General features: G+C 43.7%; 18 protein-coding genes, 5 tRNA genes and 1 pseudogene. 5 read left to right on the top strand and 19 right to left on the bottom strand.

The window, feature by feature from the left end:
- Positions 1 to 5 precede the first annotated feature (5 nt).
- A pseudogene (locus tag COT81_03560) lies at positions 6 to 371 on the top strand (hypothetical protein).
- Positions 372 to 1,117: 746 nt separating this feature from the next.
- On the opposite strand, the gene COT81_03555 reads toward COT81_03560, so the two are convergent.
- The 13 genes from COT81_03555 to COT81_03495 form a co-directional block, all read right to left on the bottom strand.
- Positions 1,118 to 1,194: transfer RNA gene (locus COT81_03555), tRNA-Ala, on the bottom strand.
- Positions 1,195 to 1,304: 110 nt separating this feature from the next.
- On the bottom strand, positions 1,305 to 1,556 hold the full coding sequence (locus COT81_03550) for a hypothetical protein (protein PIS05007.1): 252 nt from the start codon (positions 1,554 to 1,556) through the stop codon (positions 1,305 to 1,307).
- A gap of 95 nt (positions 1,557 to 1,651) precedes the next feature.
- A tRNA-Val gene (locus tag COT81_03545) sits at positions 1,652 to 1,728 on the bottom strand.
- Positions 1,706 to 1,888, bottom strand: coding sequence for a hypothetical protein (locus COT81_03540; GenBank protein PIS05006.1), 183 nt, complete (start codon positions 1,886 to 1,888; stop codon positions 1,706 to 1,708). Before COT81_03540 ends, COT81_03545 begins: the two co-directional genes overlap by 23 nt.
- 181 nt (positions 1,889 to 2,069) lie before the next feature.
- Positions 2,070 to 2,157 (bottom strand) — tRNA-Leu (locus COT81_03535).
- Between the two features lie 113 nt (positions 2,158 to 2,270).
- Positions 2,271 to 2,597, bottom strand: a complete 327-nt coding sequence (gene rplS, locus COT81_03530; protein PIS05010.1) for a 50S ribosomal protein L19 — start codon at positions 2,595 to 2,597, stop codon at positions 2,271 to 2,273.
- 171 nt (positions 2,598 to 2,768) lie between these two features.
- Positions 2,769 to 3,347, bottom strand: a complete 579-nt coding sequence (locus COT81_03525) for a guanylate kinase (GenBank protein ID PIS05005.1) — start codon at positions 3,345 to 3,347, stop codon at positions 2,769 to 2,771.
- Positions 3,325 to 4,278, bottom strand: a complete 954-nt coding sequence (locus tag COT81_03520; protein PIS05004.1) for an RluA family pseudouridine synthase — start codon at positions 4,276 to 4,278, stop codon at positions 3,325 to 3,327. The genes COT81_03525 and COT81_03520 overlap by 23 nt, the downstream gene beginning before the upstream one ends.
- Before the next feature lie 38 nt (positions 4,279 to 4,316).
- Positions 4,317 to 5,801 carry a hypothetical protein gene (locus COT81_03515; protein PIS05003.1) on the bottom strand — a complete coding sequence of 495 codons (1,485 nt, stop codon included), beginning with the start codon at positions 5,799 to 5,801 and terminating at the stop codon, positions 4,317 to 4,319.
- 5 nt (positions 5,802 to 5,806) lie between these two features.
- A complete protein-coding gene (locus COT81_03510) occupies positions 5,807 to 6,058 on the bottom strand; it encodes a hypothetical protein (protein PIS05002.1) in 252 nt (83 codons plus the stop codon).
- Between the two features lie 82 nt (positions 6,059 to 6,140).
- Positions 6,141 to 6,217: transfer RNA gene (locus COT81_03505), tRNA-Val, on the bottom strand.
- Between the two features lie 264 nt (positions 6,218 to 6,481).
- Positions 6,482 to 6,557 (bottom strand) — tRNA-Ile (locus COT81_03500).
- A gap of 142 nt (positions 6,558 to 6,699) precedes the next feature.
- Positions 6,700 to 7,857, bottom strand: a complete 1,158-nt coding sequence (locus tag COT81_03495; GenBank protein ID PIS05001.1) for a hypothetical protein — start codon at positions 7,855 to 7,857, stop codon at positions 6,700 to 6,702.
- Between the two features lie 60 nt (positions 7,858 to 7,917).
- Between COT81_03495 and COT81_03490 the strand changes: the two genes are divergently transcribed.
- From COT81_03490 to COT81_03475, 4 genes are all read left to right on the top strand, one after another.
- Positions 7,918 to 10,551, top strand: a complete 2,634-nt coding sequence (locus tag COT81_03490; protein PIS05000.1) for a valine--tRNA ligase — start codon at positions 7,918 to 7,920, stop codon at positions 10,549 to 10,551.
- 82 nt (positions 10,552 to 10,633) lie between these two features.
- On the top strand, positions 10,634 to 11,815 hold the full coding sequence (locus tag COT81_03485; protein PIS04999.1) for a tyrosine--tRNA ligase: 1,182 nt from the start codon (positions 10,634 to 10,636) through the stop codon (positions 11,813 to 11,815).
- Positions 11,815 to 12,354 carry a hypothetical protein gene (locus COT81_03480; GenBank protein ID PIS04998.1) on the top strand — a complete coding sequence of 180 codons (540 nt, stop codon included), beginning with the start codon at positions 11,815 to 11,817 and terminating at the stop codon, positions 12,352 to 12,354. The genes COT81_03485 and COT81_03480 overlap by 1 nt, the downstream gene beginning before the upstream one ends.
- A complete protein-coding gene (locus tag COT81_03475) occupies positions 12,344 to 12,760 on the top strand; it encodes a hypothetical protein (protein ID PIS04997.1) in 417 nt (138 codons plus the stop codon). The genes COT81_03480 and COT81_03475 overlap by 11 nt, the downstream gene beginning before the upstream one ends.
- Positions 12,761 to 13,007: 247 nt before the next feature.
- Here the strand turns inward: COT81_03475 and COT81_03470 are convergent, their stop codons facing one another.
- The 6 genes from COT81_03470 to COT81_03445 form a co-directional block, all read right to left on the bottom strand.
- Positions 13,008 to 13,841, bottom strand: a complete 834-nt coding sequence (locus tag COT81_03470) for a hypothetical protein (protein ID PIS04996.1) — start codon at positions 13,839 to 13,841, stop codon at positions 13,008 to 13,010.
- Positions 13,842 to 13,980: 139 nt separating this feature from the next.
- Positions 13,981 to 14,622 (bottom strand): V-type ATP synthase subunit D, encoded by a 642-nt coding sequence (locus COT81_03465; protein PIS04995.1) that lies wholly within the window; start codon positions 14,620 to 14,622, stop codon positions 13,981 to 13,983.
- Between the two features lie 85 nt (positions 14,623 to 14,707).
- Entirely contained in the window at positions 14,708 to 16,093 is a 1,386-nt protein-coding gene (locus tag COT81_03460; GenBank protein ID PIS04994.1) for a V-type ATP synthase subunit B, read from the bottom strand.
- A gap of 1 nt (position 16,094) precedes the next feature.
- Entirely contained in the window at positions 16,095 to 17,828 is a 1,734-nt protein-coding gene (locus COT81_03455) for a V-type ATP synthase subunit A (protein PIS04993.1), read from the bottom strand.
- A 78-nt stretch (positions 17,829 to 17,906) separates the two neighbouring features.
- Positions 17,907 to 18,230, bottom strand: coding sequence for a V-type ATP synthase subunit F (locus tag COT81_03450; protein PIS04992.1), 324 nt, complete (start codon positions 18,228 to 18,230; stop codon positions 17,907 to 17,909).
- Positions 18,220 to 18,415 (bottom strand): hypothetical protein (locus COT81_03445; protein PIS05009.1); only part of this gene is annotated, 196 nt, incomplete at its 5' end. The genes COT81_03450 and COT81_03445, both read right to left, overlap by 11 nt.

Genomic DNA, 18,415 nt, shown 5'->3' with positions numbered 1-18,415 from the left:
AGAATATCAATCGGGGCATCCGCCAAAAAGTGCGCCGCGGCGAGTGGCTGACAAAAGCGCCGTTTGGATATGTGAATAATCCGCGCACGCGGAACATTGAGCCACATCCCGTAAATGCGCGAATTGTGAAGCGCGCTTTTGAGGAGTACGCAAAAGGAACGCACACCTATAAATCACTGTCGCACTTTATGGCGGATTTGAGCAAAACAAAGTCCGACGGAACGCCATTTGCCAAAGCTTCCATCAAAAACTTCCTCTCTAACCGAGCGTATATCGGCATGACGCACCACAAGGGTGAATGGTTTGATGGAAGCTTTGAGCCAATCGTTTCTCCGCGATTGTTTGAAGCTGTCCAGAAAATGCTTGCGAAAAAAGCGAGACCACAGAACCGTAGGGCTAAGCATAATTTTCCGCTCACCAATCTTTTTCGCTGTGGCGAATGTGCGAGCATGTTTACCGCACAATTTGCAAAAGGCAATGGCGGTGTGTATCGCTATTATCGCTGTACCAAGAAGCGCGGTACATGCTCGCAAAGCTATGTACAGGAAAAAGATTTGGTGAGCCAGATACAGACACGGCTTCAAACAATTTCACTTTGCGATGCGTACACAGATTGGATGTTGAAGGAAATCGATAAGTGGGAACGCAAGGAAACTGCCGCCTCGCAAAGTGAAATTCAAAATCTTGCTACTGAAATCAAAGCGAGCGAGGCGCGCTTGGAAAAGCTTGTCTCGACGTATTTGGATGGCGATGTACCAAAAGAAATTTATTTGAAAAAGAAAGATGAAGCTATGCGCGCCACCGCCGCTTTGAAAGCCAAAATGAAAGATTTTGAACGCGGAGGAAACAATTGGGTCGAACCTTTGCGGGAGTGGGTTTTGGATACGAAACAAGCCGCTTTTTTATCCTCATCCGCGGATTTGAAAGAAATTCGCTCCTTTGTCCAAAAAATCGGAACGAACCATGTGGTTCGTAACAAAACCGCGCACTTTTCCGTGCCCTCGCCCTCGCAATTCGTCGCGAAGGTGAGGAAAACTGGGGGCTTTCCGAACGGCTTTCCTTCCCGCGCGCCTGCGGCGCGCGGCCACTCTGCGCTTTCAGAACGAGAAGTTTTGTTTGGTGGAGATAGAGGGATTCGAACCCTCGGCCTCCTGCTTGCAAAGCAGGCGCTCTAGCCAACTGAGCTATATCCCCGTAATAAAGGTTAAAAATTCACAGTCAACAATTAACTTTTTATTTTTTGTTTTCTAGCCTCCGCTAGAAGCGGATCAGCCTTTGGCTGAAACTGAGCTATATCCCCAAGTTTATTGTAGCCCTATATTGAACCAGTTAATTATGGTCGCGTTCAGTAAAGCCGTCATTAAATTAAAGGTGATGATAAAACCGATAATACTTACAATAATGCCAAGAAGCTTATAGAATAGCCGGCTACCGCCCTCAGTGCCTAAGTAACGTTCCGCAAACGGTACGCGGCCAAAAGCTCTCAAAATCAATTCTGATTTTATAGTGATTAAGGCACCAACTACAACAATAATTAAACCTAAAATAATTCTCATACTACCATTGTATCATACGCTTTGATGTGACGTCATACGTTCTAGATATTACATTAGAGTGGTGGGCGCTAAGGGATTTTCACCCCCACACCATTTGGTGGGTCCGAAGGGATTCGAACCCCTGACCTCCTCGGTGTAAACGAGGCGCTCTAACCAACTGAGCTACGAACCCGCAAAAAGGTGCGGTGGCGCGAACCCCTGACCTCCTCGGTGTAAACGAGGCGCTCCCCGCCCGACTGAACGATGTCAGTCGTTCGGCGGGTAACCTCCGCCAAAGGCGGATCAGCCTCTGGCTGAAGCTGAGCTAAGCGCCCAATTTGGCAGGTGGCCAATGGCTAATAGCAAATAGTTTATCTGAATACAATTTGCCATTAGCTACTAGCCATTTGCTAATCGGTGCGGACGGATGGGCTCCCGCCTGAATGACTTCAGTCGGGCAGGTGAACCCTCATAGCCTAATGGCCACAGGCCCCTCAAGCCGGAGCCTGCCCCCTCACCTTTGAGCTTTTGCTGTGGTGGGGACGAGAGGATTTGAACCTCCACCCTCATAATGAGGACAGGCCCCTCAAGCCTGCGTGTCTACCAATTCCACCACGTCCCCGTAAAGGGCCAAAGGTGAGGGGTGAATCTACCAATTCCACCACGTCCCCGTAAAAGTAGATGGCTGTGCCTACCAGCCTGCCTGCCGGCAGGCAGGTTCCACCACGTCAGCCCTTAAGCGATTTTCTTTTCGCGTAAACGTTTTTTGGAACTTCTTAGGAAGTATAGCTTCGAGCGTCGCACCCGAGCCTGTTTTACAGGCACAATTTTTTCAATTAAAGGGGAGTGTATGGGGAAAATTTTTTCAACGCCAATACCCTCAGAAATTTTTCTAACCGTTATGGTTGCTCCTTGGCCCATGCCGCCTTTCCGGGCGATAACAATACCTTCAAAGATTTGAATGCGTTCTTTAGATTTGTCTGCATCTTTACCGCGTCCAACATCCTTAATGCGCTGGTGAACTTTGATGGTCATGCCTGGTTTAATGTCAGTTATATTCATGCCGGCCTTGCCTTTAACTTTTTTCTCTTTGGCCGATTTAGAGTCTTCAGTTTTAGCCTCGTCTTGGTTGTCAGTTTTTTCTGCCATTATATGCTTTATATTAATTAGTTACTGGCATAGTGTACACAAAGAGCACGATTTTGTCAATGCTTGAAATATTCCATTTTAAGATTAAAGGTGCTTTTCTATTATTTTACTAGCTTGCTCAATCGTAGCCTCGATTTTCCCCTGTTTATTTATGACCACGTAGTCATACGCTTTTTTGTGCCGCAGAAAATTTTTGGTAAAAGCTTCACGCTTATTAATTTCTTCTAGCGTGTCTTGGCCGCGTTTAATGAGCCGCTCCTTTAATACGGCGTAGGATTCAGGGGCAATGAGAATGGCAATAGCTTGGGGGAATATTTTTTTAATGGTTTCAACTCCCTGCCAATCCACTTTCCAAAAGATCGGCTTGCCGGCTTTCATTAACCGTTCAATTTCAGCATAGGTACAGCCGCGATATTTATCATATACCTTGGCCCATTCAATGAATTTTTCGGCTTGAGCTAATTTTTTAAATTTGGCTTCAGTTACAAAGTAGTAGGGGTTTCCCTCGCGCTCTCCTTGCCTTTTAGCGCGCGTGACAGTCGTAATCACACGGTTAAATTTGTACTTACCTTGCAGCCGTTCAATGACCGTATCTTCTCCAGCGCCTGATGGTCCGGAGATAATAAAGATTGGCGGATTTTTAGTTAGCTTTTTTAAGCCCATGTAAAAATGTTTTTAATTCGGTTGGTAGTTTTGCTGTAAATTCTTTGTATTCATTATTTAAATCCTTGAAACCAAGCGTTGTGGCATGTAAAAATAATCTATCTAAAGGATGCTTGGCGGCTTGATTATGATATTTTTTAATGGCGTATGTGGTGTCTCCGGCTATGGAATTACCAAGCGCGGTTAGATGCACTCTGATTTGGTTGGTCCGCCCGGTTTTAATTGTTATTTTTAGCAAAGTAAAGTGCAAAAATTCTTTCTGTGTTTCATATTTTGTTATGGCTGTTTTGTCGGTGCGTTGAAAGCGCCGGCCGTGATTACGCGGGTGGGCGGCCATTTTAAAACCGACTGTGCTTCTGCCAATTGGGATGTCAATTGTACCTTCCGGTTCTGATAGCCTTCCATGAACTAATGCAGTGTAAATTTTTGTCACTTTTCGCTCCCGGAACTGTTCTTTTAAATGTTCATACATTTTTTGGGTTTTGGGTATAACCATGACCCCGGAAACATTTTTGTCTAAGCGGTGAATTATTCCCGCGCGGTAGTGTTCTTCGCCAACCGCGGCCAGGCCAGGAAATTTTTTAAGCAGGCGATTAACGAGTGTTTTTTTCTCACCCTTGGCAGTTTCGTGCACCAATAACCCCGCCGGTTTATTGATGACTAAGTAGTCGTTAGTTTCAGCAATGATTTTAAAGGGCTTGATTTTGCCCAGTGGTTCAGCTGGCGCTTGCGTTTTGGGCATACTAACAAAAGAAACAATTTCGCCCGGCTTGAGCTCGTAGTGGGGGGATTTGATTTGGTTATCAACCAGTACGCTACCGGATTTAATTTGTTTTTGAATTTGGGAGCGGGTGGATTTACTTTTGCCGGCTAAAAATTTATCCAGGCGTTTATGCGCATCGGTTTCCGTAATAGTAATCGGCTGTCTCATGTATCGTAATTCTATCCTAAAATGAGGTGATTCACAAATTAGCTTTCAACATCAATTGGTTCAGACCACAAAGCGCGTTTTCGTTCTTCTTCTAATGCTTGGACATTAGGGTCTAGGGCCGCCAATTTTTCATCTGACAACTTGTTTAGCTCAACTAATTTTTTGGCGAGGTATCTTTTGGTATTTTTTTTGGGATTTTCCAAGACTTCACCAAGCAACGCGTCGAGCAGATAGGCTATACGCCGGCTCGGGGAGATTCCAAGAATTTGCATCACGTCATTGCCATTAAGTTTTAACATTTTGCGCGAAATCGGGTCAGATTGAACTTCGCGAAAGCGCTTTTGCATCTCAATTAACTTGTACGGCACCGCCTTGGGCCGGCCCATGCCAATGCGGTCACAAATGCGCACTTTTAACAGGTCTTCAATGTTTTCTGGTCCGATACGACTAAGCAAGCGGCGAACGCCAGCGTCGCTGACTTGATCCAAGGCGTAATAAAACATATGCTGGCGCACCAGATGCGTTACCTTGTCTTGTAGTTCGTTTGAGTATTTGAATCGCTTTAAAATATCTTTAGTCATTTTAGCGCCAACTGTTTCATGGTCATAGAAAGTAGCGTTAACGCCGGTGCCTTTTTTGGTACGAGGTTTGCCAATGTCGTGAAATAGAGCGGCTAAGCGAACAGCCAAATTAAATTTTCGTCGGGCGGCAGTTTCCAAGGCACGGATATTGTGCTCAATTACTGTATATATATGATTTTTGTTTTGGGCCACACCGTCACCTTCAACAAGTTCGGGAACCAATACTTCAAGTAAGCCGAGTTTTAACATTAGGCGAATGCCCGCACCTGCATTATCTGACATGATGATTTTGTTAAACTCGTCTTGAATGCGCTCCGCTGCCATGCTTGTAATATATTTGGCGTGTGCCGTGATAACGGCGGCAGTTTTTGGCTCAAGCGTAAAGTTAAGCTGGGTAGCGATTCGCACTGCGCGCAACATGCGCGTGTAATCTTCTTCAAATCGCGCTTTAGGCGTACCGACGGTTTTGATAATTTTAGCTTTTAAATCTTTGGCACCATCGAACGGATCAATTAAAACATTTTTGTCGGAAAGCGCCATGGCGTTAATCGTAAAATCTCGCCGTTCTAAATCTTTTTCAATTGGCAAATGAGGATCGGCGGTGATGTCAAAGTCGTGGTATTTGCCGGTACCAAACGAATGCTCGGTTCGCGGCAAAGCAATATCAATTTCCTCGCCGCCGTAACCTTTCGGCCGAAATTTCAACACGCCAAAATGTTTACCAGCTAGAGTAACGGTGCCATGGTTTTTCAAAAACATTTCCAATTCTTTGCCTGATACACGGCGAATAACAAAATCAAAATCTTTTGTCTCTCGTCTAAGCAAAATATCGCGCACCGCACCGCCCACTAAAAAAACTTCACTTTGAGGAAAGTGCTTTTGAAAATCCTTAATAAAGGCAAATTCTTTTGCTTTGGTAATTTTAGAGAAATTGAGTGCCATGGATTTTACTTCCAGGAATCTTTGAGCATTAATTTTAATGCTCTTTTACCTTGATTCGTTTTGAGATATTTTTCTCTTCTTTTGGCGTCTATTTTATTTTGGAATCCATCATAGAAGATGAGGTCAAAAGGTCTATACGGCTTTGTTGCTTTCGACAGACCACTTTGGTGCTGCTTAAACCTTTGTTTAAGGTTAACAGTATATCCAACATAGCGCCACTCTGACTTTTTGCTTTTTATTAGATAGACGTAGTGCATAGTACGATTTAGGGTGCCCTAAACCAGAGCACAGCACGGTTCAGGGCTACCCCAAACCGTGTTGCTCAGCAGCTCTGGTTTGGGGTGGGTTCTAGAGGATTCGAACCTCTGACCTCTTCCACGTCAAGGAAGCGCTCTAACCAACTGAGCTAAGAACCCGTGTATAAAAATGTTATGTTGTAACGTGCCGGCTGTCTCGCTCTTTGCATCAGCGCTTCCCGAAGCGCTCCCCGCCCGTACCGAACGTCGGTACGTTCGGGCGGGTAACCTCCGCCAAAGGCGGATCAGCCTCTGGCTGAAACTGATCCGCCTTCGCCAAGGCTTCGGCCGGACGTGGCTAAGAACCCGTGATTGCAAATGGCGAGTAGCAAATAGTTTTATTTAATTCAATTTGCCATCGGCCATAAGCCATTGGCCAGCGGGTGGTGGGCCTGGGAGGAATCGAACCGCCGACCCCCGCCTTATAAGGGCGGTGCTCTAACCGCTGAGCTACAGGCCCATTTTTACTTAAAAAGTTCAATAAAATGCCACCACATGATACCGTATTTAGTATAGCAAATCAAGGGTTTTAATTTATGCACTAAATTATATTAATTTACTATGCCATAAAAAGAGTTCCCTCTCCCACAGGGAGAGGGAGTCTATATTATCAACTTTTTAAGTTCTGTGGTGAGTGCTTGTTCAGCTTCAATTGGTGTGCCCTTGAGCGCAATAGTAACTTTAAATTTTGTGCCTGAAGGTTTGAGTGACTTTAAGCTTTGGAGTAAGTCAGTTTGGTTAAAACTAGTAATAAGCGCCTCTAGCCCCCCTGGCTCTTTTTGGTACAGCAAGGCAAAAATTTGGGCGCTTGGCATTTGCGAAATAAGTTCTTCACATACAGCATCAAGTTCATGGTCTTCTGTTCCGGCGCTTAGAAAATCATCAGCGGTCAGCACCGACCAAACTAATTTATTTTGTTCAGCACTTTTTAGTTTTGTTAATACCCTGCCCCATAAATTTAATGTGGTGACGCTACGGGAACGATACAATTTACCAATAATCATTTCCCGGTCGGCACCAGCATCCATCAGCTGGCTGGCTAAATGCAAAGTTTCCGGCGTGACCGATTTACTCTTAAAGCTTTGGGTTTTGGCAATCATGCCGGTGAGCAGGCAATTTGCAATTTGGTCATCCAAGACGAGTTCCGGATTTGTGCGCAGGAGCTTATAAACAGTTTCAGCGGTGGAAGTGTCGTTAATTTGAACATGGTTGATTTGGCCGTACTGTTCATTTTGCGGGTCGCAGTCAATGTTGATAATCGGCGTAGCTAAAAAAAAGTCAATATTGTTTTGGTATAAGGGTCCAAGGCTTGGCAAGTCAATTACACCAGCGGTAATGATTAGATCATGTTTGTAGTTGGAAGTGGTAATTCTGGCATCGCTAGATGTTATGCCACCATCGTGAGGGGTAATAAAAATGTGCAACTTATTATCTACAAAGTTATAGCTAAAGTCTTTAATTTTATCTTTGGCGACGTTGAGTTTGACGACTAGTTGTTGCAGCGAATCAAGTTTAGGTTTGATTTTATCTAAATTTGGTAAAAATGAAATATTTGGGCTGGTAGTAAAATTGGCACACGCAATCTCTGGTTTTAAGCCAATTTGACTTAATAGCAAATAAAGCGCCAAGGCTGACGCTAACCCATCAATTTCTTTAGGTTGAAAAACAATGAGCGGATTTTGACTGCGTTTAAGTTGCCCCCAAATTTGTTGTTCGGTAGATAATGCCATAATTTTGTGCTCTTTTTTGTTTTTTGCCACATCTTATGTGGTTTGCCGCAGGGGGAGGCAACAAAAAAAGAATAGGTAATATTAGCGAAATTGGATAATTTTGTCAATGCTTCAAAAGAGTTGAAAAATGGGGAGTTTTGGGCTAAAATAAGGCAGTATATGAAAGAATTGCCGAAAGCTTACGACGCTTCTAAAATTGAAGATGAAATTTATAAAGCCTGTGAAGACTCAGGTTATTTTAATCCGGATAATTTACCGGGCAAGCGTAAAGAGTCATTTACTATTTCCATGCCGCCGCCCAATGTGACTGGAGTATTGCATGTCGGCCATGCGGTCATGCTTGCAATTCAAGATATTGTGATCCGGTTTCAGCGCATGCAAGGCAAGAAGGCGCTGTGGCTACCGGGCGTGGACCATGCGGCGATTGCAACACAAGCTAAGGTGGAAAGGGATTTGTACGAAAGAGACAAAAAAACGCGGCATGATTTGGGGCGGGAAGAGTTTTTAAAGCGAGTGAATGATTTTGCGATGGAGTCACGAAGCACGATTGAGAATCAAATTCGCAAGATGGGCAGTTCTTGCGATTGGTCACGTGAACGCTACACTCTAGACGAAGGTTTATCCATGGCCGTTCAGCAAGCTTTCATTGAAATGTATAAAGCTGGGTTAATTTACCGCGGACATCGGATTGTAAATTGGGATCCTAAATTACAAACCACAGTCTCTGATGATGAAATTGAATATATTGAAGTTGCCGAACCATTTTATTATATGCAATACGGCCCGTTTGAAATTGCTACCAGCCGGCCGGAAACAAAGTTTGGCGATAAGTATGTGGTCATGCACCCAAAAGACAAGCGCTATAAAAATTATAAGCATGGGGAGAAATTTGAAGCGGAGTGGATTAATGGAAAAATTACCGCTACGGTAATTAAGGATGAAGCGATAGATATGGAACTTGGAACTGGGGTGATGACGATTACGCCTTGGCATGACGCAACTGATTTTGATATAGCTGAAAGGCACAATTTAGATAAAGAACAAATTATTGATTTTGATGGCAAGCTTTTACCGATCGCCCAAGAATTTACCGGTATGCCAATTGCCGAGGCTCGTAAAAAAATTGTGGCTAAGCTGAAGAAAAAAGTCTTACTTACAAAGGTAGATGAAAAATATGTTCATAGTGTAGCGACCAATATGCGTGGCGGCGGCACCATTGAGCCACAAATAAAAGAACAATGGTTTGTGGATGTGAATAAGCCGGTTAAAAAGTTTGGCGGCAAGTCGCTGAAAGATAAGGCATTAGAAGTTGTAAAAAAAGGTGAGATAGAAATTATACCGGACCGCTTTAACAAGGTTTACTATCATTGGTTGGAGAATTTACGCGATTGGTGTATTTCGCGCCAAATTTGGTTTGGGCACCGAGTTCCCGCCTGGTATAAAAACGGCGAGATGAAAGTTAGCACCACATCACCGGGCGATGGCTGGGAGCAAGACCCAGATACGCTCGATACATGGTTTTCGTCTGGACTTTGGACTTTTTCCACGCTTGGTTGGCCAGAAAAAACTAAAGATCTAGCTACTTTCCACCCGACCGCGCTGATGGAAACAGGTTATGATATTTTGTTTTTTTGGGTGGCGAGGATGATTATCATGTCAACTTTTTTGCTGGAAGAGATTCCCTTTAAACATGTTTATTTACATGGGTTAGTGCGCGCTAAAGGCGGTGCCAAAATGTCTAAGTCGCTTGGTAACGCGATTGATCCGCTAGATGTAGTAAAAAAGTACGGGACTGACGCGGTGCGGCTAAGTTTAGTCATTGGTGCGACACCGGGGAACGACGTGCAGATGTATGATGAAAAAATTGCCGGGTTTAGAAACTTTACCAATAAGCTTTGGAACATTTGCCGTTTTATTTTGATGACGGTGGAAGAACCTAAATTAGTAACCAAAGCGCCCAAACCAAAAACCGATGCTGACGAATGGATTTTGAATTTATTGCACGCTGAAGTACAAGCGCAGACAAAATTACTAGAAACGTATCAGTTTTCTCAAGCTGGCGAACGATTGCGTGATTTTACTTGGAACGAATTAGCCGATTGGTATTTGGAAATTGCCAAAATTGAAAAAGGGAAAGATGAAATTTTGCTTTACATTTTACAAACCATTTTGAAGTTATGGCATCCGTTTATGCCGTTTGTGACCGAAGAGCTTTGGAAGAATTTAAATCATGACATGTTAATGATTCAAAATTGGCCGGAGGCGAAAGGCAAAACCAGGCCTAATGATTTTGTGTTAGTAAAGGACATTATCGCTATGATTAGAAATTTGCGGGCGGAAAATAAAATAGCGCCAAGTCAAAAAATAAATGCTACAATAATAGCGGGTAAGCAAGAAAAAATTGTCAGTCAAAATATTGAAATTGTTAAAGGCTTAGCGCGGTTAGAAAATTGTGACGTTATGAAAACTGGCGAGCGGCCGACACAATCGTTAACCAAGGCAATTGGTGGACTAGAAATACATCTTTTAGTTGACGACAGTGGTCAGCAAGAGCAAATTGCCAAAGAAATAGGCAGTGTTGAAAATTATATTTCACAGATAGAAAAGAAGTTAGCCAACAAAGAATTTGTCAAAAACGCGCCTAAAGAAATTGTAGACGCGGAAAAAGAAAAATTAGTCGCTCAGCAAGAGAAATTAAATGTGTTAAAAGCCAGAGTAAAATGACACGGAGTGTCATCCTGAACTTGATTCAGGATCTCATCAAGATAGAGATTCCGGATCAAGTCCGGAATGACAAAAAATTTATATGATAAAAACTGACGAACAGAAAATTAAAGAAGTTTTAACTCGGGGGGTAGAGAATGTTTACCCTGCCCCGGAAGTTTTAGAGAAAGCTTTGAAGTCCGGCAAGAAGCTTCGCATTTACACTGGCATTGACCCAACCGGAAAACTTCATATTGGACATGGTGTAGTTTTGCTAAAACTGCATCAGCTACAAGAGCTTGGCCACGAAATAATAGTTTTGATAGGTGATTTTACCGGGCGAATTGGGGACCCAACCGACAAACAAGCGGTGCGGCAAAAGCTGAGTCGGGATGAGGTCAGAAAACATTCCAGTAACTACAAACAACTAGTTACTAAAATATTAGGCGGGAAGCGCACGAAAGTTCGTTTTTTGCACAATGAACAGTGGACCCAAAAATTAAAACCAGATGATTTGTTAGAATTAGCTTCAAATTTTACTGTGGCACAGCTATTGGAACGTGATATGTTTCAAGAAAGGATTAAAAAAGGCAAGGAAATTTATCTGCATGAGTTTTTATACCCGATATTTCAAGCCTACGATGCAGTGACGATGGATGTTGATATGCAAGTTGGTGGTAATGACCAGACGTTCAACATGCTTGCCGGCAGGACATTAATGAGTAAGTTAAAGAATAAGGAGAAATTTGTGCTAACGACTAAATTATTAGTTGATCCGACCGGAAAAAAGATGGGCAAAACTGAAGGTAATTTAATTGCGTTAACCGATGAACCGGCTGATATGTATGGCAAAGTAATGTCTTGGCCAGATGAACTAATTGGATTGGGTTTTGAGTTGTGTACGGCAGTACCAATGGATGAATTAGCAAAAATTAAGGCTGATTTATCCCAAAGCTCTAATCCAAAATCATTGAAGATGCGTTTAGCCAAAGAAATCACTACGCTTTTTCATGATGCTAAAGTAGCGGCAGAAGCGGAAAAGCGTTTTGAAACGGTGCATGTGCAACATGATGTACCCGAAGAAATTGATGTTATGGCAACAAGCGATAACAATATTATTGAAACTTTAGTCCAGACTAACTTAGCCAGCTCCAAATCAGAAGCGCGGCGTTTAGTTGAGCAACGAGGTGTTAAGGTTAATGGGGAAGTGGTGGATGAAAATCATACAGTTCAAGCCGGCGATATTGTCCAGCGCGGCAAGCGCCAGTTTGTAAAAATTAAATAATGGACATTGATTTTTTGGCTTTAGCGGTACAGTTATTGATATCGCTTTTTGTTTTCATTATTTTGCTGTCAGCTGTTAGCGCCACGGTAATGGCTGCACCTTGGGTACCAACACGCAGAACTGATATCAAACGCGCAATTAAGCTTACGCAAATTAAGCCAGGGCAGTTAGTATATGAGCTTGGCTGTGGTGATGGCCGGGTATGCATTGAATTTGCCAAAACTGGCGCACGGGTAGTAGGTTTTGAAAATTCTATAATTCCCTACATTGCCGCTCAGATTAGAGTCGCCCGATCAGGCTTAGGTAAACATATTACAATCAAGTACAAAAATTTTTTTAAGATTGATTATTCTAAGCCGGATGTTATTTATAATTATCTTTCGCATTCGGCGATGAAAAAATTAGAACCAAAATTTCAAAACGAAATGAAGCCAGGTTCTAAAATGGTGTCTTACGTTTTTCCGTTTCCAAACGTTAAGCCAACAGTTAGGGATAAGCCAGACGAAAATACCCTCTCAATTTACGTTTATGAAAAATGAAAAAAGAGAGATAGCCGTTTTAATTCCATATAAGATAGAAAATGGAGAGGTCCACGTGTTTTTACAGAAAAGAAGTGAAGACGCTAAGCGATTGCCAGATCATTTTGGGTTTTTTGGAGGAGGTGCCAAGGTTAACGAAACCGTTGAGGAGGCTATGCTAAGAGAGATCAAGGAAGAGTTAAATTATAAACCAAAAAAATATACATACCTTGGACATTTTGATTTTTCTACACATAGCATTGATGCTTTTTATTTTGAAAGCCCAGATGATTTTGAGAATGATATTACAATCATTGAAGGTGATTATGGTAAGTATTTTACAGACCAAGAAGCTTTAGACGAACCTAAATTGATTGATGAGGACAAGGTTGTGCTTAGGAGTCTTTTTAAAAATTTACAATCCTAAAAACAAAAACAGCCCCGCAGGGCCAATTCTTGTAGCGTTCACGCCACCGTGGCGAGGGGCGAAGCAATTGCATCAAGTCCAATCATGAGGTTTAAAATTGCTCCCGTTGGGCGTATAACATATGGTTTCGGCCGCAGGGAAGACTAGATTGCTTGATCTTCTCACCCCTCTACTAATTATGACGTAGCAAACGCCTAAGCGTTACGACATCAAAAAAAGCCGCTAATTTTAGCGATGTAAAAACCGCCTAGCAACGTCTGTTGCCGGCGGTTTTCGGTATGATGTGTGTACCGATTTGAGGATTCCTCAGCACGGTATTCACTATCACGTTTGGGCATTTAGCACTCGCGATATATACATCAATGCCAGCGCGGGCAGCCCTTTTGCCATGCTTTACTTTGGATTTCATTCCGCCGTTACTTTCACCAGGCATTTCTTGCAGACGGCTTTCAATTTTCCGTTCGGTGTAGCGCATTTCAGAAATGAGCTCACCAGTTCGAGGGTCAAGTACACCGTCCACAGTTGTAAGCATGATGAGGTGCTCAGCCTGTACATTAATTGCAAGCAATGATGCCAAAACATCATTGTCGCTGAGTACTGGCAGTGCGTCAATTTCTTCTTCGCTGACCGCATCGTTAGAGTTAACGATAGGGGTAATGCCGTCGCGAAGAGCCTTGAGTAGACCGTTAACGACAGTATGCCTACTCCTGCCTCGTAGCTGTTGGTCGGCAAATTGGATTTGTCCAACCAATAACCGATGCCGCCGCCAAAACGCCTTCTCCCAAGTTTGTTGCAGTTTTGGTTGCCCGATGCTGGCATAGGTTTGTGCGTCCATGCCATTACCATACTTTTGTTTGGCATGGTAAATTGCACCCGAGGCGACAACTATCACGTCATAGCCTAAGGCTTTGAGCGTCACTGCTTGGCTGACAATCGAGTGTATTACCTTGTAACGCCAGCCTCCTTTCGGCCCACACAAGGACTTGCTGCCGGCCTTGATTACCACAATTGGTTTGCTTGTCACTTGTTGCCTCCTTGCGATTAGCAAAGTTGGCCAAACAAAAAATCCCCATCTGGGGATATTCGCTTAGCGGTTTTGTGGTTACGCTTACATGACGAAACTACCCAGACAATGAGACCCGGTTACTACTGGCGGGTTTAGTTGTAGGTAGTTTTGTACTATAAGCATAAAATTATTCTAGCGGAAGCGATTATGAAAGTCAAGCCTGCGCGGCTTCTTGTTTGGCGATAATGTCTTTAACTTTCATTAAGGTTATCAGCGTACCGCGCTCTTGTTCACCTAATTTTGATTCAATGTACTTAATTGTTTCTTCCATATTAGGGATAAAGACGTATTCTAAGGCGTTGACCCGGCGGCGGGTTTTTTCAATTTCTTCGGCCAGCAAGCGAGCCGAATGTTCAATTTCAGCTAACTTAATCATGTCCTTTAACGCGGCGTTAAAGATAGTTAAACTGGCATCTAATTCAGATGGAGTAGTCGCTAAAGAGTAAGCGGCAAAATTACCTTCTTCCTTAAAAGTAAATTGTGGAATGTTCACGCTCATGACATTTTTAGTGTCGGCTTCTAATGTGACTTTTTTGCTCGGCATAACAAGGGCTGTGCTCATTAGTTCCGGACGCGTTTGGGCGGAAGCAAACAGAAATGTTTGGAAGCCTTGGCCTAAGTCTTTTTCAATTGTGGTACGCAAAACTTTGGCTTCGCGAATAATTGCCATAAACGCTTTCATCAAGCCGTCACGTTTTTGCTTGAGCAATTTGTACCCGCGTTCGGCACTTTTAAGCCTGACTTTTAACTTTAAAAGCTCTTGGCGGGTTGGGTTGATGTTTAATTTATTGGCCATAACAATTTGTCATTTCGACCGAAGTGGAGAAATATCAGTCGTGGTTAACGGTTGAGTTTCCTCGACTACGCTTGGGGGATGACCGCTACGCGGTCACCTTAGGTAAGTATTTAGCAATGTGTTCTTCTTTAACTTTTTTCAATTCGTCTTGCGGCAAGATGGTCATTAATTTCCAGCCAATATCAAGCGATTCTTCTAACGACCGGTCTTCATCGCGGCCTTGTTGAATAAATTTCATTTCAAACTCATCGGCAAACTGCGCAAACTTTTTATCCGCATCGGATAACGCCGCTTCGCCCAAAATGACGGCAAGCTCTTTGGCTTCTTTGCCGCGGGCGTAAGCGGCATAGAGTTGGTTAAAGACGCCGGCATGGTCTTCGCGGGTGACTTTACTTTGCACTTTTTGCGCTAACCGAGACAGGCACGGAAGCACATCAATGGCAGGATAAATGCCGCGTCGGTGTAGGTCACGTGACAGCATGATTTGGCCTTCGGTAATGTAACCGGTTAAATCAGGGATTGGGTGGGTTTTGTCGTCTTCGGGCATAGTCAAAATCGGGATTTGGGTGACCGAGCCTTTTTTACCTTTAATTTTTCCGGCGCGTTCGTAAATGGTGGATAGGTCAGTGTACATGTAGCCTGGATAACCGCGGCGTCCCGGAATTTCTTTACGGGCAGCTGAAATTTCTCGCAAGGCCTCACAGTAATTAGTTAAGTCAGTTAAGATAACTAACACATGCATGTCCTTTTCAAAGGCTAAATATTCAGCGGTCGTTAGGGCAATGCGGGGGAGAGTAATACGTTCAACTACCGGGTCATCAGCTAAGTTAATAAACATCGCGGCGCGTTTAATTGCTCCGGTTTCTTTAAATTCGTTAATAAAGAACTCGGCTTCTTCAAAAGTAATTCCCATAGCCGCAAACACCACGGCAAATTTTTCTGAACCCGCGCCTTTGCCGGTGACTTTGGCTTGCCGTGCAATTTGAGCGGCAATTTCTTGGTGAGGTAATCCGGCGCCAGAGAAAATAGGAAGCTTTTGCCCACGGACAAGGGAGGTAAGTACGTCGATAGTGGATAATCCGGTTTGCATAAATTCATTCGGCACATCACGCATGAATGGGTTAATTGGCGCACCATTAATGTCCACTGTTTTTTCCGGGATGATTTCCGGTAAACCGTCCTTGGGCTTACCGGCCCCGTCAAAAATCCTACCAAGCATATCTTGGCCAACGCCAATTGCCATGGTTTTGCCAAGAAAGGTAACTTTGGTAGTGCCAACATCAATGCCTTGGGAACTTTCAAACATCTGTACCACCGCGTGCTTATCGGTAATTTCCAAAACGCGGCCGCGGCGCTTTTCGCCTCCGGCTAATTCAACTTCAACGAGCTCCTCGTATTTAACGTCGGTGACCTTGTCCACAATGACTAAGGGGCCAGCGACTTCTTTGATGGTAGTGTAGGATTTCTTCATATTAGTTGACTTTAGCGTTTATTGATTTAAGTAAAGCGTCAAATTTGCCTAGTTCGTTCTCTTTGATTTTTTTGGCGTTTATCACATCGTGTTTTATGGGCAAGCTTAGGATATCTTTTAACGTCCTACCATTTTTAAGCGCCTGGCTGGCCGCCCGGTGGAAACTTAAAATTGCATTCAGCATGCCGTATTGCTTAGGTAATGAAGTAAAGGAATCATCTTCCGAGAAGGCGTTTTGCTGCAAGAAGTCTTCACGAATTGATTTGGCCGTGTCTAAGACTAATTGTTCTTCTGGTGACAGGGCGTCAACACCGACTAATTGTACAATTTCTTGAAGTTTAGATTCTTGCTGTAAAATGTTCATGGCTTCCGCGCGAAGCTTCGGCCAACCCTCATTAATTTCTGATTTTAGATAATCATCTATATCGTCAAAGTAGAGCGAATAACTTTGCAACCAATTAATAGATGGGAAATGGCGTTTGTATGCCAACCCGGCGTCTAATCCCCAAAAGACTTTAGTCACGCGCAAAGTATTTTGAGTGACTGGTTCAGATAAGTCTCCGCCTGGAGGCGAAACCGCGCCAATAACGGTAAGGGAACCTTCACGATCTTGTGAGCCTAAAGTTTTAACTACGCCAGCCCGTTCGTAGAAAGCAGCGGTTTTAGAAGCAAGGTAAGCTGGGTAGCCTTCTTCGCCGGGCATTTCTTCTAACCGCCCCGACATTTCGCGCATGGCTTCCGCCCAGCGAGAGGTTGAATCAGCCATCAACGCTACGCTATAGCCCATGTCGCGAAAATATTCGGCGATAGTAATGCCAGTGTAAACTGAGGCTTCGCGCGCGGCTACCGGCATGTTTGAAGTGTTGGCGATTAGTACCGTTCGTTCCATTAATGGCCGGCCAGTTTTTGGGTCTTTTAATTCCGGAAATTCGTCAAGCACATCGGTCATTTCATTTCCGCGTTCGCCACAACCGATAAAGATAATAATATCGGCATCAGCCCACTTGGCTAATTGGTGTTGAATGACGGTTTTACCGGCACCAAAGGGCCCTGGAACTGACCCGGCGCCCCCTTTAGCAATTGGGAAAAACATATCCACCACCCTCTGTCCGGTAATTAAAGGCGCATTGGGAGTTAATTTTTTCTTGGCTTGGCGCGGGTTGCGAATCGGCCAACGTTGTAGCATAGTTACGCTTTTCCCGCCGATCTTAGCCACGGGGTCTTCAACCGTAAATGTGCCGGCTTTAATATCGCTGACTTTTCCGCTCAAACCATAAGGTACTAAAATTTTGTGGCTAATTAGTTCAGTTTCTTGGACTTCACCTAAAATATCTCCAGGTACAACTTCATCACCGTCTTTGGCAGTTGGTTTAAAATCCCATTTTTTGTTACGGCTAATGCCTGGTACTTCGATACCGCGAGTGATATAATCACCAGCTTCGTCAGCGATTAACTCCAAAGGCCTTTGAATTCCGTCATAAATTGAAGTTAATAATCCAGGACCAAGCTCAACCGCCAATGGGTGGTTAGTAAGGGTAACGGGTTCGCCCGGACCGACGCCAGAAGTTTCTTCATATACTTGGATTGAGGCGGTATCGCCATTTAATTCGATGATTTCTCCGACTAAATTTTGATCAGATACTTTGACTACATCAAACATTTTAGCTCCGGTCATGCCCTTGGCAATCACGAGCGGTCCGGAGACCTTTACAATTGTTCCAGTTTTTTCTGCCATATTTTTACTTTGTTATCTTTATAATATTTATCGTGTAGATTCAGCCAGAGGCTGACCCGCCTTAGTGGGAATTTTAAATTACGTTTCTTTTAAAATGTCTGAACCGACCGCCTGCTCTACAATCTTACTGATGTTGCGCAGTCCGGCGCCGGTTGAGCCTTGGTGAGAAGGGATTGGTACAATTGCTGGCAGTGCGCGGCTGGGTAATTCGGCTAAATAATCTTTAATTTTATCGGCCCAATCTTCGGTGATAAAAATGACAGCGGTTTCATTAGCGGCAATGATTTTATCAATAGTTTCACCAGCGTGTTCCGGGTTTTGAACGGGGTGCGGGGTGACACCCAAGGCTTGAAAACCCTGAATGCTTTCAAGGCTACCGATAATAGCGATTTTATATTCCATACACGCGAGATTGAATAACGTCTTGGGATAAGTTGTTGATTTTGCCAATCATAATAACCCTCACATTTCTAATGGCGTCTAATTTTTTTCTGACATAAGCGACAACTGGAGCCGGGCCAAAAACTTGGTAGACAACAGAGTCTAAAAAACTGTATTCGATTTGATCTAAAACCCCAGTTAACTCG

The organism is Candidatus Buchananbacteria bacterium CG10_big_fil_rev_8_21_14_0_10_42_9 (assembly GCA_002773845.1).
Lineage (GTDB): Bacteria > Patescibacteriota > Patescibacteriia > Buchananbacterales > 21-14-0-10-42-9 > 21-14-0-10-42-9.
This window is presented reverse-complemented; position numbering and strand designations above follow the sequence as displayed.